Here is a 19,475-nt window from a genome sequence, read left to right as displayed (position 1 = left end):
GTTGCCCAAAGCCCTCAATACACCCGTATTTCGCCCAGCCCTGGGGCTGGGCAACCCTCATCTGCAGACCTTGTGGGGGCCGCTATGGCGCAAGCTCCCCACGCCGTCACGCAGCCGTGAGCGACTTTGGTTAAAGGACGGTGATTTTCTCGACCTGGACTGGTACGGCCCGCATCGCATTGATGCTCCCCAGGTACTGCTGCTACATGGCCTGACGGGGTCCTCATCATCGCCGTATATCCTCGGCTTGCAGCAGGCACTCGCGGAGCAGGGCTGGGGCAGTGTCGCGGTGAACTGGCGAGGCTGTTCAGGGGAGCCGAACCTGTTGCCACGCAGCTACCATTCGGGTGCCAGCGAAGACTTGGCCGAAGTCATTACTCATGTGCAGGCTCAACGTCCCGTCGCACCGCTCTACGCTGTCGGTTACTCATTGGGTGGCAACATACTGCTCAAGTACCTTGGGGAAACCGGCACGGCCTGCCCCTTGCAAGCCGCCGTGGCGGTTTCGGTACCGTTTCGCCTGGATCAGTGCGCCGACCGCATTGGCCAAGGTTTTTCGCGGGTGTATCAAGCCCATTTCATGCGTGCAATGCTGGCCTATGTGAAAGACAAGCAGCGGCATTTCCAGCGCCACGGCCATCAAGACGGGCTCCGCGCTATTGAACGCCTGGGGCCACTGGAGAATTTGCGCACCTTCTGGGATTTCGACGGCAAGGTCACCGCGCCGCTGAACGGCTTTGACGACGCCCACGACTACTACCGGCGTTCATCAAGCCGTTACTTTCTTGGGGAGAATCGAACGCCAACGCTGATCATCCAGTCCAGCGACGATCCGTTTGTATTCCGTCACAGCGTGCCGGGTAGCAACGAACTTCCGACACAGACCCGCCTGGAGTTGCATGCACGCGGCGGGCATGTCGGCTTTGTCGATGGCAGCTTGCGCCATCCGGGTTATTACCTGGAACGGCGCATTCCGCAGTGGTTGGCGCGAGGGGTTTAATCGCCGGTGGCGACTGGGTTTTGCGGGTCGGTAATCCACTCGCTCCAGGAGCCTGCGTACAGTGGCGCCATCGGGTAACCCGCCAGGCACAGGGCAAACAGGTTATGGCAGGCCGTCACGCCTGAACCGCAATAGGCCACCAGCCCTTCCGGTTGACGTGTGCCCAAGGCAGCGGCGAAGCGCTGATGCAGTTGCTCAGTTGGCAGGAAACGACCATCAGCGTCCAGGTTGTCGGTGAAGACTGCACACTGGGCGCCCGGGATGTGCCCTGCAACCGGGTCGATAGGCTCTACTTCACCACGGAAACGCGGCAAGGCACGGGCGTCGAGTAAGGTCAGTTCAGGCGAGCCCAGACGTTTGCTCAGTTGTTGCGCCGAGACCAGCATCGCCTGATCCGGCTTGCCCGAAAAATTCCCTTCTCGCTTTTCCGCAGGGTCCAGGCTCAATGGCAGTCCCGCCGCGTGCCAGGCCTTGAGCCCACCATTGAGCAGGTACACACCATTGCGTTTGCCCAACCAGGCCAGCAGCCACCAGGCTCGCGCGGCAAAGGCGCCTGGGCCATCGTCATAGAGCACGACGTCACTGTCGTTATCCACGCCCCAGCTTCGCAGGCGCTCGATCAATCGCCCTGGCTGTGGCAGTGGATGACGTCCGCTCACGCCCTTGACCACCGGGCCACTGAGGTCGCGCTCCAGGTCGGCGAAATGCGCACCGGCGATATGCCCTCCGGCATAACTGCGCTGACCATAATCGACATCGTCCAGGGCAAAGCGGCAATCGAGCACCACCAGCTTTGGCTGTTCGAGCCGTTCGGCCAGTTGCTCAGGGCTCATCAGTTGCGCGAGGGGCATGACCATCTCCTTATCGTTCAAATGGGGTGGATAGCAAAGGCCGGGGCGTCACTGCTCCAGTGCCTTGTTCAGCGAAACGTAGAATTCCTCACACAGGGCATCCACCGCCGGGCGCGCCTGGGCGGTGACGAAGCCCAGTTCGAGCACCAGCACCTGGTAAACGCCACGCTTGAATGCCTGTTCGCTCAGGTGCGCGGAGTGCTCACGGGTCGTGCAGAGAAACCGCACCCAGGAGGTCAGCACGATCCAGGCATTCAGCGTCAGCGATTCGATCTGTACGGCGTCCATCATAACGATGCCGGCTTCGACGAAGCCGCGATAGATGGCCTGGCCCTGCAGCAGGCAGCGCTGGGAAAAACGCCGGTAACGTGCGGCCAGTTCCCTGTCGCTGTCGAGCAGGTGCTCAAGGTCGCGATGCAGGAAGCGATAGTTCCACATCGCTGCCAGCAATTCCTTGAGGTAGAAGCGCTTGTCCTCCACGGTTGCCATTCGCCCCTCGGGCGGTCGCAGGAAACTGTCCACCTGTTCTTCGTACTGAGTGAACAGTACGGCGATGATTTCCTGCTTGTTGGCAAAGTGGTAGTACAGGTTGCCGGGCGAAATCTCCATGTGCGCGGCGATATGGTTGGTACTCACACTGCGCTCGCCCTGCTGGTTGAACAGCTCAAGGCTGTTCTGCACGATGCGTTCGCGGGTATTGATTCGTGGGGCCATAGGTCAGCTCCCAAAACATGAGCTTGAATGATTATGCCCATCTTACGGTTTATCGACCGCAGGATGTACCCGGCGAGAGGCTTTAAAAATTGGTACAACAGTGCAATATTAGAGCATTAGCTCTATTCATATTGCCCCTGTCGTGGAGCACCGCATGACCGTCGACACTGCCAGCACGCTACCGCTACCTACTGCACTTGATGCAATGAACATGACGTTTAACGCTCAACGACAGGCGTTTGCCGGTAACCCGATGCCGCCTGCGGCACAACGCCGGCAGTGGCTGAAGCACCTGCGTCTGGCCCTGCTGGCGCGTCAGGACGAATTGGTCGAGGCGATTGGCCGCGATTTTTCCATGCGCAGTGCCGATGAAACCTTGCTGGCCGAATTGATGCCCAGCGTTCAAGGCCTGCGTCACGCCGAGCGACATGTGCAGCGCTGGATGAGAGCGACTCGCCGGCCGGTCGGCCTGGCATTCCAGCCTGCCAGCGCGCGCGTGGAGTACCAGCCATTGGGTGTGGTTGGGGTGATCGTGCCCTGGAACTACCCGCTGTTTCTCGCCATCGGCCCCCTGACCGGTGCCTTGGCGGCCGGCAACCGGGTGATGCTCAAGCTCAGCGAAGCCACACCGGCCACCGGTGAGCTGCTCAAAGGCCTGTTGCAGGATGTTTTCCCCGACGACCTGGTCAGTGTGGTAGTGGGGGAGGCCGAGGTCGGTGAAGCATTTTCACGCTTACCGTTCGACCACCTGCTGTTCACCGGTGCGACGTCTATCGGGCGCAAGGTCATGCAGGCCGCGGCACACAACCTGACGCCGGTGACACTGGAGCTGGGTGGCAAATCCCCGGCCATTGTCTCGGCCGATGTGCCGCTGGAGGCAGCAGCCGAACGGATTGCCTTCGGTAAAACCCTTAATGCCGGGCAAACCTGTGTTGCCCCGGACTATGTACTGGTGCCTGAGCAGCGCCTGGCCGGGTTCGTTGACGCCTACCGCAAGGCCGTGCAGCGGTTCTATCCACGGATCGCGGGTAACCCGGACTACAGCGCGATTATCAACCCGCGCCAGTTGGCCAGGCTCAACGACTACCTGAGCGATGCGCGAGAGAAGGGTGCGCAGGTGCTTGACCTGTACCCCGGCGAGTCCGGCGAGGGCCGGCAACTGGCACCTCATCTGTTGTTGCAGGTCAACGATGACATGCGGGTCATGCAGGACGAGATCTTTGGCCCGCTGTTGCCCGTTGTTCCCTACCGCCAGCTTGACGATGCCCTGGCCTACGTCAACCAGCGGCCCCGTCCGCTGGCGTTGTATTACTTCGGCTACAACCGCCGAGAACAGCAGCGAGTGCTGGAACAGACCCATTCCGGAGGCGTATGCCTGAACGACACCCTGCTGCATGTCGCCCAGGATGACCTGCCGTTTGGCGGCGTCGGTCCATCCGGGATGGGGCATTACCACGGGCATGATGGTTTTCTGACCTTCAGCAAGGCCAAGGCGGTACTGATCAAACAGCGACTGAATGCGGCACGGCTGATCTACCCGCCCTACGGCAAGGCCCTGCAAAAGCTGGTGTACAAACTGTTCATCCGTTAACTCGGCGATCGACTCCCGGCCTGATAACAATGACAACAAGCCTGTCTGAACTGCACGCTCTAAACCGTCGCAACCTGCTCAAGCTTGGCTTGGGGGCCACGGCACTGTTTGCCACTGTCGGGCTGAGCGGCTGTACCCCGGCGCCTTCGGCCAAGGGCCTCTATGTGTTGCGCGACAGCGACTTGCCGGTGCTGCGGGCGCTGATCCCCGTGGTATTGGAAGGCACGGCTGCCGTGCACGCGGTGGAGCCGGTGCTGCGCAGTCTGGATGACAAACTCGCTTACCTTTCCCCGGCAATGCTGAAGCTGACCCGTCAGTTACTCGACGTGCTGAGCCTGCCCCTGACCCGGGGCCCACTCACCGGCGTATGGGGGGCGTGGGATCAGGCCAGTAGCGAACAGATCCAGGCCTTTTTGAGGCGCTGGCAGCACAGCTCGTTCGACCTGCTGCGCATGGGGCATGGCTCGCTGCTGCAACTGTTGCAGATGGCGTGGTACGGCCTGCCCGACGCGTGGGTCGACTGTGGCTACCCCGGTCCGCCGAAAATCTGACCCCTTATCCAGAGCACCGACATGCCCGTACCCGATCTGTTCCGCGAAGGCCTGGCCCGCGGCTGGAAGACCCACGACGGTTCTGCCCTGAGCCAGGACCTGACCCTGGAAACCGACGTGGCGATCATCGGCAGTGGTGCCGGTGGCGCGACCACTGCCGAGTTGCTCAGTGCCGCCGGGCTCAAGGTGCTGCTGATCGAGGAGGGCCCGCTGAAGACCAGCAGTGACTTCCATCTGCTCGAAGACCAGGCCTATGCCAGCCTCTACCAGGAAGGCATCGGTCGCATGAGCAAGGACGGTGCCATTACCATCCTGCAGGGCCGGGCGGTCGGTGGCACCACGTTGATCAATTGGACCTCCAGCTTTCGCACCCCGGTGCAAACCCTGGATCACTGGGCCACCGATCACGGCGTCATCGGCCACAGTGCCGAAGCACTGGCGCCGTGGTTCGAGCGCATGGAAAAACGCCTCGGGATTGAGCCGTGGGCGATGCCGCCCAATGCCAACAACGAGGTATTGCGTCGTGGCTGTGAACAACTGGGCTACACCTGGAAAGTCATTCCGCGCAATGTGCGTGGCTGCTGGAACCTGGGGTACTGCGGCATGGGCTGCCCGGTCAACGCCAAACAGTCGATGCTGGTGACCAGTATTCCGGCGACGCTGGAAAGCGGCGGCGAGTTGCTGTACTTGAGTCGCGCCGAGCGCCTGCTGCATAACGGCGAGCGCATCACGCAGTTGGAGTGCGTGGCCATGGACAACCGCTGCGTGGCGCCCACCGGGCGGCGCATCACCGTCAAGGCACGGCACTATGTGCTGGCGGGTGGCGGTATCAACAGCCCGGCCTTGTTGTTACGCTCCGATGCCCCAGACCCCTACCAGCGCCTTGGCAAGCGCACCTTTCTGCACCTGGTGAACTTCAGCGCCGCGCAGTTCAAGGACGCTGTGAACCCGTTCTACGGTGCCCCACAGTCGATTTACTCTGACTACTTCCAGTGGCGCGATGGCGTCACCGGGCCCATGGCCTACAAACTTGAGGTGCCGCCACTTCACCCGGCACTGGCCAGCACCCTGCTAGGCCGTTTCGGCCGGGAAAACGCCTTGCGCATGGCACAACTGCCAAACACTCATGTGATGCTGGCACTGATGCGTGATGGCTTTCATCCGCAGAGTGTCGGTGGCGAGGTCTCGCTGCGTGATGATGGCGCTCCCGTGCTCGACTATTCGATTTCCGACTACACGTGGGACGGCCTGCGCCGGGCGTTCCACAGCATGGCCGAGATCCAGTTCGCAGCCGGTGCCGAGGCTGTGCTGCCGCTGCACAGCGACGCGCACTACGTAAAGAGCCTGGCCGAAGCCCGGCTGATGATTGACGGCCTGAACCTTGAGCGCTACCTCACACGGCTGGGCAGTGCCCATGTCATGGGCGGCTGCGCCATGGGTGAAGACCCGCGACAGGCCGTTTGCAACAGCCTTGGCCAGCATCATCAATTGGCCAATCTGTCGATTCACGACGGTTCGTTGTTTCCCACCAGCATTGGTGCCAACCCTCAATTATCGGTGTATGGCTTGAGTGCCAAGCTCAGCGATGCCTTGGCCAAGCGCTTGTCGAAAGGCGGGTGACAAGCCTTATTCATGCTGTCTATAGTGCCATCAGCCTGTGGATGCGACTTGGCCGACTGCAGAGGCTGCGCTACCATCCGACTCCCCAACGCACTCCTGCCAGGACGACGCGATGAACCGAGTGTTGTACCCAGGGACATTCGACCCTATTACCAAGGGCCATGGCGATCTGGTCGAACGCGCCTCGCGCCTGTTCGACCACGTGATTATCGCGGTTGCCGCCAGTCCCAAGAAAAACCCGCTGTTCCCACTGGAACAACGGGTCGAGTTGGCGCGCGAGGTTACCCGTCATCTGCCCAATGTCGAAGTCATCGGCTTCTCCACGCTGCTGGCGCATTTTGCCAAGGAGCAGCAAGCCAATGTCTTCCTGCGAGGTCTGCGCGCAGTGTCCGACTTCGAGTACGAGTTCCAGTTGGCGAACATGAACCGCCAATTGGCGCCGGACGTCGAGAGCCTGTTCCTGACGCCTTCCGAGCGTTACTCCTTTATCTCGTCCACCTTGGTGCGTGAAATCGCAGCCTTGGGCGGAGATATCAGCAAGTTCGTTCACCCTGCGGTGGCTGACGCCCTGACCCAGCGCTTCAAGAAGTGATTCTTCCGGCCTGAACCGAGCGCCCGCGTGCATCGCGGGCGCTAATGCGGCACAATTACGCTCATTGGTTTTCACATGCCAGGGCCAGATGCCCAGGCCGGAGTCCCCATGTCCCTGATCATCACCGACGACTGCATCAACTGCGACGTCTGCGAACCCGAGTGCCCGAACGCCGCTATTTCCCAGGGCGAAGAGATCTACGTGATCGACCCAAACCTGTGCACCCAGTGCGTCGGCCACTACGACGAGCCGCAATGCCAGCAGGTTTGCCCGGTTGACTGCATCCCGCTGGATGAAGCCCACCCGGAAACCCATGAAGAGCTGATGATCAAGTACCGCAAGATCACCGGCAAGGCCTGATGCCTGGCAGCACCGCGTTCCGTACACTGCTGTTTGGCGCCGCGCTGGCGCTGTGTGCCACGCAAGCCTTGGCTGACGGTCCGGGGCGGGCGGCGATTGCCAGCCCGCACCCGGAAGCCACGGCAGCTGCTCGGGAAATTCTGGAGCAGGGCGGTAACGCGTTCGATGCGGCAATTGCCGTGAGTGCCACCCTGGCGGTGGTTGAACCTTACGGCTCAGGGCTGGGCGGCGGCGGGTTCTTCCTGCTGCGTCAGCCTGGCTCACCGGCCAGCTATCAGTTCATCGACGCTCGCGAGCGTGCACCGGGCAAAGCCACCGCGACCCTGTACCTCAAGGACGGCAAGGTTCAGCCGGGCCTGTCGATCAACGGGCCGCTGGCTGCCGCCATTCCGGGCCTGCCCGCTGCGCTGGCCGACCTTGCGACCAACTACGGCAAATTACCGTTGACCCGCTCGCTGGCGCCGGCCATTCGTTTGGCCAATCAAGGCTTTGCTGTCGACCGGGTTTACCGCGACCGTGCCCAGATGCGCCTGAGTGCCCTGCGTGACGATCCGGAAAGTGCCCGCTTGTTCTTGAAGGACGGCGAGGTTCCGGTATTGGGTACGTCTATTCGTCAGCCAGAACTGGCCGCTACCCTGACACGTTTGGCCGAGCAAGGGCGTGACGGGTTCTATGCCGGGACTACTGCCCAGGCACTGCTCAGTGGCGTGCAGGGCGCAGGCGGTATCTGGCGCGAGGAAGACCTGAGCGACTATCGCGTCGTGCACCGTGAGCCGTTGCGCTACGCGCTGGCGGACCGCCGTGAACTCATCAGTGCGCCGCCACCGTCTGCGGGCGGCGTGGCCCTGGCACAGAGCCTGGTCATGCTTCAGCGTCTGCCGTGGCAGGGCGCCGACCCAGTGCAGCGCAGCCATTACGTGCTTGAAGTGCTACGTCGCGCCTACCGGGACCGTGGCTTGCTGGGTGACCCGGATTACGTCAGCAACCCGATCCCCCAGTTGCTTTCGCGCAGTTACCTGCAGGGGTTGGCTGATGGCATCGATGTCTACAAGGCAACCCCCAGCGCCGATTTGCCGCCTGCTTCGGCTTGGCGCGAAGGGGACCACACTACCCATTTCGCGGTAATCGACGGCGAGGGTAATGCGGTAGCGGCCACCTTGTCGGTCAACCTGCCGTTTGGCGCCGCCTACAGTGCCCCTGGCACGGGTGTGGTGCTGAACAATGAAATGGACGATTTCGCGGCCGACCCCAGCGGCAGCAACAGCTACGGGCTGGCTGGCAGCCAGGCCAATGCGGTCGCGGCAGGCAAGCGACCGCTGTCGAGCATGAGCCCCACGTTTATCGAGAGCCCCAGCCAGTTCGCCGCGTTTGGTACGCCTGGCGGCAGCCGTATTCCGAGCATGGTGCTGCTATCGGTGCTGGAGTTTCTGGAGGGGCGCCCCGTGGCTACGTGGCCAGCGGTACCGCGCTACCATCACCAGTACCTGCCGGATGTGGTCGAACACGAACCGGGTGCCTTCAGTACCGAGCAGCAGCGCGAGTTGCAGGCGCGCGGCTACACGCTCAAGGATGTGGGTCGCGCTTATGGGAATCAACAGGTGCTGTTCTGGGACAAGGCCGGGCATACCCTGGAGGCGGCCAGCGATCCGCGCGGGCTGGGCACCTCCGACGTATTCAACCCACGCTGACGCGGCCTAGGTCTGGCAGCGTGGGCAGTACACGCTGGCACGCTGACCCAGGCGGACCTCACGCAAGGTACTGCCACACACCTTGCACGGTTCTTCCCCGCGCCCGTAAACGAAGAGCTCCTGCTGGAAATAGCCTGGCTGGCCGTCACCGCCAATAAAGTCACGCAGGGTGGTTCCTCCGCGTTCGATGGCACTGGCCAGGATTCGTTTGATCTCGATGGCCAGTTTCAAGTAACGCGCCCGGGAAATGCTCCCTGCTTCGCGCCGAGGATCAATGCCGGCAGCAAACAACGCTTCGGTCGCATAGATATTGCCGACGCCCACCACCACCGCGTTGTCCATGATGAACGGCTTGACCGCCATCGAGCGTCCCCGTGACAGCTGGAACAGGCGCTCACCGTCGAACAGGTCGGTCAACGGCTCAGGCCCCAGCTTGATCAGCAGTTCATGGTGCAGCGGGTCCAGGCTCCAGAGCATCGCACCAAAGCGCCGGGGGTCGGTGTAGCGTAGCGCCAGCCCGGACTCCAGTTCGATGTCCACATGCTCGTGCTTGAGCGCCGGCAGGCCGATTTCAACCAGCCGCAGGTTGCCGGACATGCCCAGGTGACTGATCAAGGTGCCGACTTCGGCATTGATCAACAGGTACTTGGCTCGCCGCTCCACACTGACGATGCGCTGGCCGGACAGGCGAACATCGAGGTCTTCAGGAATCGGCCAGCGCAGGCGCCGGTCGCGAACGATTACCCGGCTAACCCGCTGGCCTTCCAGGTAGGGTGCAATACCGCGTCGCGTTGTCTCGACCTCGGGTAATTCAGGCATCGATCAGTGTCCACCGAGTTCGCGGATGGTCTGCTTCAGGTTCTCGAAGTCGTACTCGGGCAATCCGACGTAATCGAGCACCAGATGGCTGATGGTGTTCCATTCGTGGTCTTCGCTTTGGCCACCCAGCACCCGGTGCGAAGCACAAATGTGCTCGGCCATTTTCAGGATCGACAGCAGGTTCTTCAACTGGCTGTTGCGCGCCGATTCATCGCTGAATATCGCCAGGGCATTGTGATGGTTGGCAATGGCATTGCCCAAGTGTTCCGGCAAACGCCACGACTTGGCGGTGTAGTAGCCGACCACCGCATGGTTGGTGTTGAACACCTGGTTTTCGGTGTCGACCACGCGCTGTCCCGGCCCGGCGCTGGCATAGGCGTCCTCGACCACGCTCATGTACTCCGGGAAGCGCTTGAGCATCAACGGAATGCCACAGTCGTGGAACAACCCCAAGGCATAGGCTTCATCTACCGCCTGGGAGCCCAGGCGCTTGGCCAGGGTCATGCAGGTCATGGCCACATCCTGAGCGTTGTCCCAGAAACGGTTCAAGGTGACGATGGTTTCATCGCTCATCTCGCCCTTGATCGACTGTGCGTTGATCAGGTTGATGATCGAACGGCTACCGAGCAGATTCACTGCGCGTTGAATCGAGGCGATCTTGTTGGTCAGGCCGAAATGCGGCGAGTTGACCAGTTTGAGCAGCGCCCCCGAAAGCCCCGGATCCTGGGAAATCAGCTTGGCGATCGTCTCCAGATCGGGATCAGGCATGTACTGCTCCATCTGCAGATCAACCATGATTTGCGGCTGGGGGGGCACACTGATGCCCTGCAGGGCCTGCTGAATCTGTTCGGGGGAAAGCTCTTGGGACATAAGTACACACTCGGGGCTGAACGGCGATTTTAACCTTGCTGCGCGCACGAGGGACACCGGCAGAACGGCTTGATTGCAACTTATTGCTACCCTGACCCACCACTTGGCAGCTATTTCTACCGGGCCACGCGTTGAACCCCGTCGACGCGCTATAATCCCGCTCTTTTTTCCCGGAGCGACGTCATGTCCCTGCCCAGCCTTCGTCTCAAAGCCAACGCCGACCGCCGCCTGCGCGCCGGCCACCTGTGGGTTTACAGCAACGAAATCGACGTCGCCGCGACCCCGCTGCATGGCTTCAAGGCCGGCGATCAGGCGGTGCTGGAAGCTGCAGGCGGCAAAGCCCTGGGCATCGTCGCCATGAGCCCGAACAACCTGATCTGCGCCCGCCTGCTGTCGCGTGACGCCAAGCTGCCACTGGACAAGTCACTGCTGGTGCACCGTCTGAACGTGGCCCTGTCGCTGCGTGAGCGTCTGTTCGACAAGCCGTACTACCGTTTGGTCTACGGTGATTCCGACCTGTTGCCGGGCCTGGTGGTTGACCGTTTCGGTGACATTCTGGTCGTGCAATTGGCTTCGGCCACCATGGAACTGCACCGCGACGACATCCTGGCCGCGCTGATCCAGGTGCTCAAGCCAAGTGGCATCCTGTTCAAGAACGACTCTGCTGCGCGCGATGCCGAGGGCCTGAACCGCTACGTGGAAACCGCGTTCGGCCTGGTGCCGGAGTGGGTTGCCCTGGAAGAGAACGGTGTGAAGTTCGAAGCGCCAGTAATGGAAGGCCAGAAAACTGGCTGGTTCTATGACCACCGCATGAACCGTGCGCGTCTGGCGCCGTATGTCAAAGGCAAGCGCGTACTCGACTTGTTCAGCTACATCGGTGGCTGGGGCGTGCAGGCCGGTGCCTTTGGTGCCAGCGAAGTGTTCTGCGTCGATGCCTCGGGTTTTGCCCTGGACGGCGTTGAGCGCAACGCCGCGCTCAACGGTATTGCCGAAAAAGTTACTTGCGTCGAAGGCGACGTGTTTGAAGCGCTGAAGGAACTGAAAGCCGCCGAAGAGCGTTTCGACGTGATCGTGGCCGACCCGCCTGCATTCATCAAGCGCAAGAAAGACCTGAAAAACGGCGAGGGCGCCTACCGTCGCCTGAACGAGCAAGCCATGCGCCTGCTCACCAAGGACGGCATCCTGGTCAGCGCATCGTGCTCGATGCACCTGCCCGAAGACGACTTGCAGAACATCCTGCTGACCAGTGCCCGCCACCTGGACCGCAACATCCAGCTGCTGGAGCGTGGCGGCCAGGGCCCGGACCACCCGGTTCACCCGGCGATTCCGGAAACCCGCTACATCAAGAGCCTGACCTGCCGTCTGCTGCCTAACAGCTAATACGCGGTACCCGTGTTGGGCTGCACGGCAGCCCAACACCTAGTCGCGCATCGGTACAGCGCTCAGCTCCACGCCGTCGATGTTGAACGTGTTGAAGCGTGGCTTGACCGGCTTTAGCGCGCTCTGGCGGATCAATTCGATCAAGCGCGCCGGGTCTTCTTGACCCTCCAGGTCCGCGGCCGCCCGCCACTCTCCGTGCTCGTCACGGTCCAGAATGTAAGCCTTGAACCCCCATTCTTCCTTGGACACGAGCAACACCTCGTTTCGACCGTCATCGTTCAGGTCCATGGCATGCAGTACGCAGCCGGCACCCTGGCAATGCATACCGATGAATGCGCCTTTCAGCATGGCCTCGACACCGTCCTCGGCATCGCCCACCCATTCCATGTTCAGGGCATTATCACGGCCGTCAAACTCGGCAGTATTCGAGCGATAGGTCGGCTCGCTCAGCACGTCGCGCAACCGCTCACGCCCTTGCACATCGAGAATCTGGTTGCGTTCTACCTCTGCTTTCAACCACTCGAATTGTTCGACCCCGGCTGCACCAAGCCGGTAGCGCAGGGACCAGGCATCGAAGTCTGCTACAGGCGTACGTCCACTGAGCAAGCGCTGCACCTGGTTCTGTGCACTCCAGGCTTCCGGGCTCACCAGTGGCGTATGTACTAGTACCAACACCACACAGCCGAACAGGGCAATGAGCGGGTTGCTGGTGCGCAGAGGGCCCAGCCATACCGACTGCCGACGAACAACCGCCCACACAGCCGCCAGGCTGTACAGCAGTGCAACCAAGAGCAGTGGGATCGCCATGAAGCGTTGCGGTGTCAGGCCGTACTGTTCAATTCGCAGCCAGGTTGAATACCCTGCCAGTACGACCAGCACCGGCAAACACAGCAGGGACAGGTCCACCAGCCGCCGCAAGCCGCTGCCATAGGTGGCGCTGTCGTGACCGTCTTGAAACACGCCATTGACCAGGAACAGGTTGAGCCCCACTAGGCAGAGCAGGATCAGGGTCGAAGAGCCCGTATCCCAGACCGGTTGCAGGCCGCTGAACGGCAACGTCAGGATGAACAGCACGGTCATCAGGGCACTGAATGGCAGCAGGAAACGGCACACCGCCAAGAGCACGCCGCGCAGCAGTCCAATGACCGCCTCCTTCTCACGGCCTATGCGCATGCCGAGGGAGAACACCAGTGTCAGGGCAATCGCGAGGAACAGCGGCGACTCCAGCACCGCCTTGACGTGCGGCACGCCCAGCATCGTGAACAGTGCGCCGCACAACAGCACCAGCAGCATCACCACCATGACCAGTTGCTGCGCGAGCAGCACAATGAAGATATTGCCCCACGCATGCCTGAACAGGTCTTCGTAGCGTGGCCCGCGTCCTTCACGGCTTGGCCAACTGGCGATAAAGGCGCAGCCAATGTAACCCAGCAGGCTCGCGCAGACTGCCCAGGACCCTTGCAGCCACTGCGAGCCGTTGTCGGAGAAAACCCAACCGCTGATCGCCGTCATCACCAGCGTCATCAGTGTGACCAGCACCCAGGTGCCACGTAGCAGCACTGAACGCCCGAGCAGCTGCAGGTTGATCCCGCCGACGGCGGCCAGTGTTATCAGCATCGTGCTGATCCAAGGGATCTCCAGCCATATGGCGCTCAAGAGCAAAAGCCCCTGAAGCAAACCAACCACCAGATAGAAATACAACGAAGGGGATAACGCGGGCATGCCAAGTCCTTTTGCCGGGGGAGCTGCGAAGGGCGGCAGTCTAACCAAGTGCCGCCAGATTTTCCCCTTGGAGGCGCCGCTGATGCACCAACCCTCCACAGCGCCATTCCTTCCCGCTGCCAGCCGTGTAGAATCGGCCTATTCATCGCCAGTCATCCCCGGCGGGTTTATGAGCTCTGGCCGAGCGCACGGCGATCCCGCGGCGTTCTCGGCTTCATCCGCACCAGCGGCCACCTGCCTTCGGTGCAAAGGACAAGAGACGCTCACTCCCCTTTTTGTTACCTGCTTAGCCGCCAGGAGTGCTCCATGCCAGATTACCGCTCGAAAACGTCCACCCACGGTCGCAACATGGCCGGCGCCCGCGCCCTGTGGCGCGCCACGGGTATGAAAGACGACGATTTCAAGAAACCGATCATCGCCATTGCCAACTCGTTCACCCAGTTCGTACCGGGCCACGTCCACCTCAAGGACCTCGGCCAACTGGTCGCCCGTGAGATTGAACGCGCCGGTGGCGTGGCCAAGGAATTCAATACCATCGCGGTTGACGATGGCATCGCCATGGGCCATGACGGCATGCTCTACTCGCTGCCGAGCCGCGAGATCATTGCCGACTCGGTCGAGTACATGGTCAACGCCCACTGCGCCGACGCCATTGTCTGCATCTCCAACTGCGACAAGATCACCCCTGGCATGCTGATGGCCGCCCTGCGCCTGAACATCCCGGTGATCTTCGTTTCCGGTGGCCCGATGGAAGCCGGCAAGACCAAGCTGGCCAGCCACGGCCTGGACCTGGTCGATGCCATGGTCATCGCTGCCGATACCTCGGCCTCCGATGAAAAAGTCGCCGAGTATGAGCGCAGCGCCTGCCCGACCTGCGGTTCCTGCTCCGGCATGTTCACCGCCAACTCGATGAACTGCCTGACCGAAGCCCTGGGCCTGGCCCTGCCGGGCAACGGCTCCACCCTGGCCACCCACAGCGACCGTGAACAGCTGTTCCTGCAGGCTGGCCGGACCATCGTCGAGCTGTGCAAGCGTTACTACGGCGAGAATGACCAGAACGTTCTGCCGCGCAATATCGCCAGCTTCAAGGCGTTCGAGAACGCCATGACCCTGGACATCGCCATGGGCGGGTCGACCAATACGATCCTGCACCTGCTGGCCGCTGCCCAGGAAGCCGAAATCGATTTCGACCTGCGCGACATCGATCGCCTGTCACGCAAAGTGCCGCAGCTGTGCAAAGTGGCGCCGAACATCCAGAAGTACCACATGGAAGATGTGCACCGCGCCGGTGGCATCATCAGCATCCTTGGTGAACTGGCCCGTGGCGGCCTGTTGCACACCGACCTGCCAACCGTGCACAGCAAGACCATGGCTGATGCCATTGCCAAGTGGGACATCACCCAGAGCGATGACCAGGAGGTGCATACCTTCTTCCGTGCAGGCCCGGCCGGTATCCCGACCCAAACCGCCTTCAGCCAGTCGACCCGTTGGGAAACCCTCGACGCCGACCGTGAAAACGGCTGCATCCGCAGCGTTGAACACGCCTACTCGCAAGAAGGCGGCCTGGCTGTGCTTTACGGCAACATCGCCCTGGACGGCTGCGTGGTGAAAACGGCCGGTGTGGATGAGTCGATCCACGTATTCGAAGGCAATGCGAAGATCTTCGAAAGCCAGGACAGCGCGGTACGCGGCATCCTTGCTGACGAGGTGAAGGAAGGTGACATCGTCATCATCCGTTATGAAGGCCCGAAAGGCGGCCCGGGCATGCAGGAAATGCTCTACCCGACCTCTTACCTGAAGTCCAAGGGCCTGGGCAAGGCCTGCGCGCTGCTGACCGACGGTCGTTTCTCTGGCGGTACCTCCGGTCTGTCGATTGGCCATGCCTCGCCCGAAGCGGCAGCCGGTGGTGCGATTGGCCTGGTACGTGATGGCGACAAAGTACTGATCGACATTCCGAACCGCTCGATCAACCTGCTGGTGGACGACGCCGAACTGGCTGCACGCCGGGTTGAGCAGGACAAGAAAGGCTGGAAACCGGTTGAAGTGCGCCCACGTAAAGTGACCACTGCGCTGAAAGCCTACGCCCTGCTGGCGACCAGCGCCGACAAGGGTGCGGTACGCAACAAGGCCATGCTCGACGGGCTGTAAGGTGTTGGGTTAACCCCGGCAGACAAAACCCCTGACCGAAAGGCCAGGGGTTTTTGCTTTTCAGGCTTTGGCTCAATAGGGCCACATGTCCCTATGGCCATGTCCGCGGTGTGTGGGGACGGCAGGCCGCACGAGGCAGCGGCTTACTGATTCCAGGGCGCCGCACGTTTGCTATCGAGCAAGCTCAGGTAACTGCTGCCGCCCAACTGGCGCATCTGCTGGCGTATCCAGCTGGCGCGTCGTGCGACGTAGGTGCTGGGGCGGCTGGCGCTCCATTTGCGTGGGCTGGGCAGCACGGCGGCGAGCAGGCTGGCCTGTTGCTGGGACAGGTTGCGGGCGTCGACGCCGAAGTGGTGCCGGGCTGCGGCCTGTGCGCCAAATACCCCGTCATCCCATTCAGCGCTGTTGAGGTAGACCTCAAGGATGCGTTCTTTCGACCAAAGCATTTCGATCAGTGCCGTGAACCAGGCTTCCAGCCCCTTGCGCAACCAGCTGCGCCCCGACCAGAGAAACAGGTTCTTCGCCACCTGCTGGCTCAGCGTACTGGCGCCGCGGATGCTGCCACCGCGTTCGTTGTGGGCCAGCGCGGCCTGGATCGCAGTGAAGTCGAAACCCCAATGCTCAGGGAATTTCTGGTCTTCTCCGGCGATCACCGCCACTTTCAGATCGTCGGAGATCTGTTCCCACGGTTGCCAGTCGCGCTGCAGGTCAATCGGCTGGCCGTTGAACCAGGAGGCGACCTTGCGCTCGACCATCAGCGCGGTGCCTGGTGGTGGCACCCAACGAAAGAGCAGCACCAGCAGGGCACTGCCGGCCGCGAACCAGAGCAGGGCACGAGTGAGGCGACGCAGTAGGGATGACAGCATAAGAGAGATGGCTTGGCCGAACCGATGGAGCGGGCCATTATACAGACCCTCTGCCTCGCCATGGTCCTGACTGGGAGTTGTCTGATGCTTCGTAGTTTCTTGTTACTCGCTGCCTTTTTCGGTTTTACCGGTGTCGCCCTCGGCGCCTTTGCCGCCCACGGTCTGAAAGCACGCTTGAGCAGTGAGTACCTGGCGATCTTCCAAACCGGTGTGACCTATCAACTGATTCACACCCTGGCCCTGCTGGCGGTAGCGCTGCTCGCAACACAGCTCCCCGGACGCCTGGTGGGCTGGGCTGGTGGCCTGTTCAGCCTGGGTATCGTGCTGTTCTCCGGCAGTTTGTACCTGCTGACACTGACTGGCGTCGGCAAGCTGGGGATCATCACGCCGCTGGGCGGTGCGGCGTTCCTCGCCGGCTGGTTGTGCCTGGGGCTTACCGCCTGGCGCTTGAGTTGACTGATCGGTCGAAAACCGGGACGAATGGCGCTGCTTTGCCTTGGTCATCGATGCGGATCGGGGCTAGAATGCTGGCCCCCTGAAAATAATGGCTGCCGTCCGCATGCGCATTCAATTGAACGGTGAACCCTATGAGCTGCCTGACGGTACGACCGTCGAGGCATTGTTGACCCGGCTGGAGTTGGTCGGCCGCCGGATTGCAGTGGAACTCAACCTGGATATCGTGCCGCGCAGTCAGCACGCCGCCACCGCCCTGTGCGAAGGCGATCAGGTCGAAGTCGTCCACGCCATTGGTGGCGGCTAGGCCGCCCCGCGATCCACCTGCAAGCCCCTCAACCCCCAAGAGGATTTCCGATGAGCAATGTTCGTAGCGACAAGCCTTTCACTCTGGCTGGCCGTACCTTCCAGTCGCGCCTGCTGGTTGGCACCGGCAAGTACCGTGACATGGAAGAAACCCGTCTGGCCATCGAGGCCTCGGGGGCTGAGATCGTCACCGTCGCCGTGCGCCGGACCAACATCGGCCAGAACCCGGGCGAGCCGAACCTGCTCGACGTGTTGCCGCCAGATCGCTATACCATCCTGCCGAATACCGCCGGTTGCTATGACGCAGTCGAGGCTGTGCGCACCTGCCGCCTGGCCCGCGAACTGCTCGATGGACATAACCTGGTGAAGCTGGAAGTACTGGCAGACCAGAAGACCCTGTTCCCCAATGTGATCGAAACCCTGAAGGCCGCTGAAGTGCTGGTCAAGGACGGTTTCGATGTCATGGTGTACACCAGCGATGATCCGATCATCGCCCGGCAACTGGCCGAAGCCGGCTGTATTGCCGTGATGCCGCTGGCGGGCCTGATTGGCACCGGCCTGGGTATCTGCAACCCCTATAACCTGCAAATCATCCTGGAAGAAGCCAAGGTGCCTGTGCTGGTCGATGCCGGTGTCGGTACCGCCTCGGACGCGACCATCGCCATGGAGCTCGGTTGCGAGGCCGTGCTGATGAACTCGGCGATTGCCCACGCTCAGCAGCCGATCATGATGGCCGAGGCCATGAAACATGCAATCGTTGCGGGGCGCCTGGCGTACCTGGCCGGTCGTATGCCGAAAAAACTCTATGCCAGCGCCTCGTCGCCGCTGGATGGTCTGATCAAGTAAGAGCCCCCGATGACTGAATCGCAACAACCGCCGATCTCTCCTGAAGGCGAAGAGCGCCAACACCGCCGCATCAAGAGCTTCGTGATGCGTGCCGGCCGCATGACTGAAGGCCAGCAGCGTGGCCTGGATCAGGGCGCGCCGCTGTTTGTCCTGCCGCTGAGCGACAGCCCGGTGGATTTCGACCAGGTCTTCGGTCGCGCTGCCCCGCGCACGCTGGAGATTGGTTTCGGCATGGGCCACTCCCTGCTGGAAATGGCCGCTGCTGCGCCTGAGCAGGATTTCATCGGTGTCGAAGTGCACCGGCCGGGTGTCGGTGCGCTGCTCAATGGCGTGCTGACCCAAGGCCTGAAAAACCTGCGGGTGTATGACTGCGATGCCATCGAAGTGCTGAACAAGTGTGTGGCTGACAACAGCCTTGATCGCTTGCTGCTGTTCTTCCCGGACCCTTGGCACAAGAGCCGTCACCACAAGCGGCGCATTGTTCAGCCGGCATTCGCCGAGCTGGTACGCAGTAAGCTGAAGGTCGGTGGTGTGCTGCACATGGCCACTGACTGGGAACCCTATGCCGAGTACATGCTGGAAGTCATGAACGTCGCACCGGGTTATCGCAACCTGGCGGCAGATGGCAAATGCGTACCGCGTCCTGAAGAGCGCCCAGTCACCAAGTTCGAGCGTCGCGGTGAGCGGCTCGGGCATGGCGTCTGGGACTTGAAGTTCGAGAAGCTGGCGTAAGTGCCTGTGCGAGCCGGCAATGCCGGCTCGCGCAAGTCAGCGGCGGTCGGCAACAACGCCGATCAGTACCAGTACCACCAGTAGCACGGGTGCCAGGGCATAGTTGTTGAACTGGCTCAGGCCGCGCACCACCCAGGGCGTGGCATAGATCAGTGCAGCGCCGCTGCCGATCAGGCACAGCAGGGCCATGAACGGGACGCGCAAGGCGCCCGCCAGATTGCCGATCCGTTGTTCGATCCAGCCCTTGATATCCGTACCGAACAGCACTAGCAGGCAGCCGACCAGCGCCAAGGAAATCTCCGACAGGTTACTGCGGCTCCAGCGGGAAACGGTTGAGAGCAGGTCGAGTACCAAGTCCATTCGCAA

The 19,475-nt window shown here is 61.7% G+C and carries 20 protein-coding genes; 13 read left to right on the top strand and 7 right to left on the bottom strand.

Going from position 1 to position 19,475, the window contains the following annotated elements; translation table 11 throughout:
• Nucleotide 1 precedes the first annotated feature (1 nt).
• Nucleotides 2–1,000 (top strand): hydrolase, encoded by a 999-nt coding sequence (locus IE038_RS09280; RefSeq protein ID WP_163935363.1) that lies wholly within the window; start codon nt 2–4, stop codon nt 998–1,000.
• On the opposite strand, the gene IE038_RS09275 is transcribed toward IE038_RS09280, so the two are convergent.
• On the bottom strand, nt 997–1,851 hold the full coding sequence (locus IE038_RS09275) for a sulfurtransferase (protein ID WP_163935366.1): 855 nt from the start codon (nt 1,849–1,851) through the stop codon (nt 997–999). The two genes, IE038_RS09280 and IE038_RS09275, sit on opposite strands and share 4 nt — an antisense overlap.
• Nucleotides 1,852–1,899: 48 nt before the next feature.
• Nucleotides 1,900–2,565: a TetR/AcrR family transcriptional regulator gene (locus IE038_RS09270; protein ID WP_163935369.1), complete on the bottom strand. Its 666-nt coding sequence runs from the start codon at nt 2,563–2,565 to the stop codon at nt 1,900–1,902.
• 154 nt (nt 2,566–2,719) lie between these two features.
• Here IE038_RS09270 and IE038_RS09265 point away from each other — a divergent pair, with 154 nt between their 5' ends.
• The 6 genes from IE038_RS09265 to ggt all read left to right on the top strand — a co-directional run bounded on the left by IE038_RS09265 (nt 2,720) and on the right by ggt (nt 8,967).
• Nucleotides 2,720–4,156 carry a coniferyl aldehyde dehydrogenase gene (locus IE038_RS09265; RefSeq protein ID WP_163935372.1) on the top strand — a complete coding sequence of 479 codons (1,437 nt, stop codon included), beginning with the start codon at nt 2,720–2,722 and terminating at the stop codon, nt 4,154–4,156.
• 29 nt (nt 4,157–4,185) lie between these two features.
• Nucleotides 4,186–4,707 (top strand): twin-arginine translocation pathway signal protein, encoded by a 522-nt coding sequence (locus IE038_RS09260; RefSeq protein ID WP_189395501.1) that lies wholly within the window; start codon nt 4,186–4,188, stop codon nt 4,705–4,707.
• Between the two features lie 21 nt (nt 4,708–4,728).
• Complete coding sequence (locus tag IE038_RS09255; RefSeq protein WP_163937173.1) at nt 4,729–6,327, top strand: GMC family oxidoreductase; 1,599 nt, start codon at nt 4,729–4,731, stop codon at nt 6,325–6,327.
• 112 nt (nt 6,328–6,439) lie between these two features.
• Nucleotides 6,440–6,919, top strand: a complete 480-nt coding sequence (coaD, locus tag IE038_RS09250; RefSeq protein ID WP_065758175.1) for a pantetheine-phosphate adenylyltransferase — start codon at nt 6,440–6,442, stop codon at nt 6,917–6,919.
• Between the two features lie 108 nt (nt 6,920–7,027).
• Nucleotides 7,028–7,279: a YfhL family 4Fe-4S dicluster ferredoxin gene (locus IE038_RS09245; RefSeq protein ID WP_065758176.1), complete on the top strand. Its 252-nt coding sequence runs from the start codon at nt 7,028–7,030 to the stop codon at nt 7,277–7,279.
• Nucleotides 7,279–8,967: a gamma-glutamyltransferase gene (gene ggt / locus IE038_RS09240; protein WP_163937176.1), complete on the top strand. Its 1,689-nt coding sequence runs from the start codon at nt 7,279–7,281 to the stop codon at nt 8,965–8,967. The genes IE038_RS09245 and ggt overlap by 1 nt, the downstream gene beginning before the upstream one ends.
• A gap of 6 nt (nt 8,968–8,973) precedes the next feature.
• Here ggt and mutM read toward each other — a convergent pair whose 3' ends face one another.
• Both mutM and IE038_RS09230 read right to left on the bottom strand, forming a co-directional pair.
• A complete protein-coding gene (gene mutM / locus IE038_RS09235; protein WP_163937179.1) occupies nt 8,974–9,786 on the bottom strand; it encodes a bifunctional DNA-formamidopyrimidine glycosylase/DNA-(apurinic or apyrimidinic site) lyase in 813 nt (270 codons plus the stop codon).
• 3 nt (nt 9,787–9,789) lie between these two features.
• A complete protein-coding gene (locus IE038_RS09230) occupies nt 9,790–10,602 on the bottom strand; it encodes an HDOD domain-containing protein (protein ID WP_189395541.1) in 813 nt (270 codons plus the stop codon).
• Between the two features lie 237 nt (nt 10,603–10,839).
• On the opposite strand from IE038_RS09230, the gene IE038_RS09225 reads away from it, so the two are divergent.
• Nucleotides 10,840–12,036, top strand: coding sequence for a class I SAM-dependent rRNA methyltransferase (locus tag IE038_RS09225; RefSeq protein ID WP_065758180.1), 1,197 nt, complete (start codon nt 10,840–10,842; stop codon nt 12,034–12,036).
• A 39-nt stretch (nt 12,037–12,075) separates the two neighbouring features.
• On the opposite strand, the gene IE038_RS09220 is transcribed toward IE038_RS09225, so the two are convergent.
• Complete coding sequence (locus IE038_RS09220) at nt 12,076–13,758, bottom strand: DUF4153 domain-containing protein (RefSeq protein ID WP_163937184.1); 1,683 nt, start codon at nt 13,756–13,758, stop codon at nt 12,076–12,078.
• Nucleotides 13,759–14,064: 306 nt separating this feature from the next.
• Between IE038_RS09220 and ilvD the strand changes: the two genes are divergently transcribed.
• Complete coding sequence (gene ilvD / locus IE038_RS09215) at nt 14,065–15,906, top strand: dihydroxy-acid dehydratase (RefSeq protein WP_189395500.1); 1,842 nt, start codon at nt 14,065–14,067, stop codon at nt 15,904–15,906.
• Nucleotides 15,907–16,049: 143 nt separating this feature from the next.
• Here ilvD and mtgA read toward each other — a convergent pair whose 3' ends face one another.
• Nucleotides 16,050–16,772 carry a monofunctional biosynthetic peptidoglycan transglycosylase gene (mtgA, locus tag IE038_RS09210; RefSeq protein ID WP_163937187.1) on the bottom strand — a complete coding sequence of 241 codons (723 nt, stop codon included), beginning with the start codon at nt 16,770–16,772 and terminating at the stop codon, nt 16,050–16,052.
• 84 nt (nt 16,773–16,856) lie between these two features.
• On the opposite strand from mtgA, the gene IE038_RS09205 reads away from it, so the two are divergent.
• The 4 genes from IE038_RS09205 to trmB all read left to right on the top strand — a co-directional run bounded on the left by IE038_RS09205 (nt 16,857) and on the right by trmB (nt 19,109).
• Nucleotides 16,857–17,228: a DUF423 domain-containing protein gene (locus IE038_RS09205; RefSeq protein ID WP_163937190.1), complete on the top strand. Its 372-nt coding sequence runs from the start codon at nt 16,857–16,859 to the stop codon at nt 17,226–17,228.
• A 103-nt stretch (nt 17,229–17,331) separates the two neighbouring features.
• Nucleotides 17,332–17,532 (top strand): sulfur carrier protein ThiS, encoded by a 201-nt coding sequence (gene thiS, locus IE038_RS09200; protein ID WP_163937193.1) that lies wholly within the window; start codon nt 17,332–17,334, stop codon nt 17,530–17,532.
• Between the two features lie 50 nt (nt 17,533–17,582).
• Entirely contained in the window at nt 17,583–18,377 is a 795-nt protein-coding gene (locus IE038_RS09195; protein ID WP_065758185.1) for a thiazole synthase, read from the top strand.
• Nucleotides 18,378–18,386: 9 nt separating this feature from the next.
• Nucleotides 18,387–19,109 carry a tRNA (guanosine(46)-N7)-methyltransferase TrmB gene (trmB, locus tag IE038_RS09190; protein WP_102053216.1) on the top strand — a complete coding sequence of 241 codons (723 nt, stop codon included), beginning with the start codon at nt 18,387–18,389 and terminating at the stop codon, nt 19,107–19,109.
• Between the two features lie 36 nt (nt 19,110–19,145).
• On the opposite strand, the gene IE038_RS09185 is transcribed toward trmB, so the two are convergent.
• A complete protein-coding gene (locus tag IE038_RS09185; RefSeq protein ID WP_065758187.1) occupies nt 19,146–19,469 on the bottom strand; it encodes a DUF3392 domain-containing protein in 324 nt (107 codons plus the stop codon).
• Nucleotides 19,470–19,475 lie beyond the last annotated feature (6 nt).

It is taken from the genome of Pseudomonas laurentiana, assembly GCF_014648275.1.
In the GTDB taxonomy this organism is placed as follows: Bacteria; Pseudomonadota; Gammaproteobacteria; order Pseudomonadales; family Pseudomonadaceae; genus Aquipseudomonas; species Aquipseudomonas laurentiana.
Note: the sequence above shows the minus strand (reverse complement) of the source record. Positions and strands in the feature narration are given on the sequence as shown.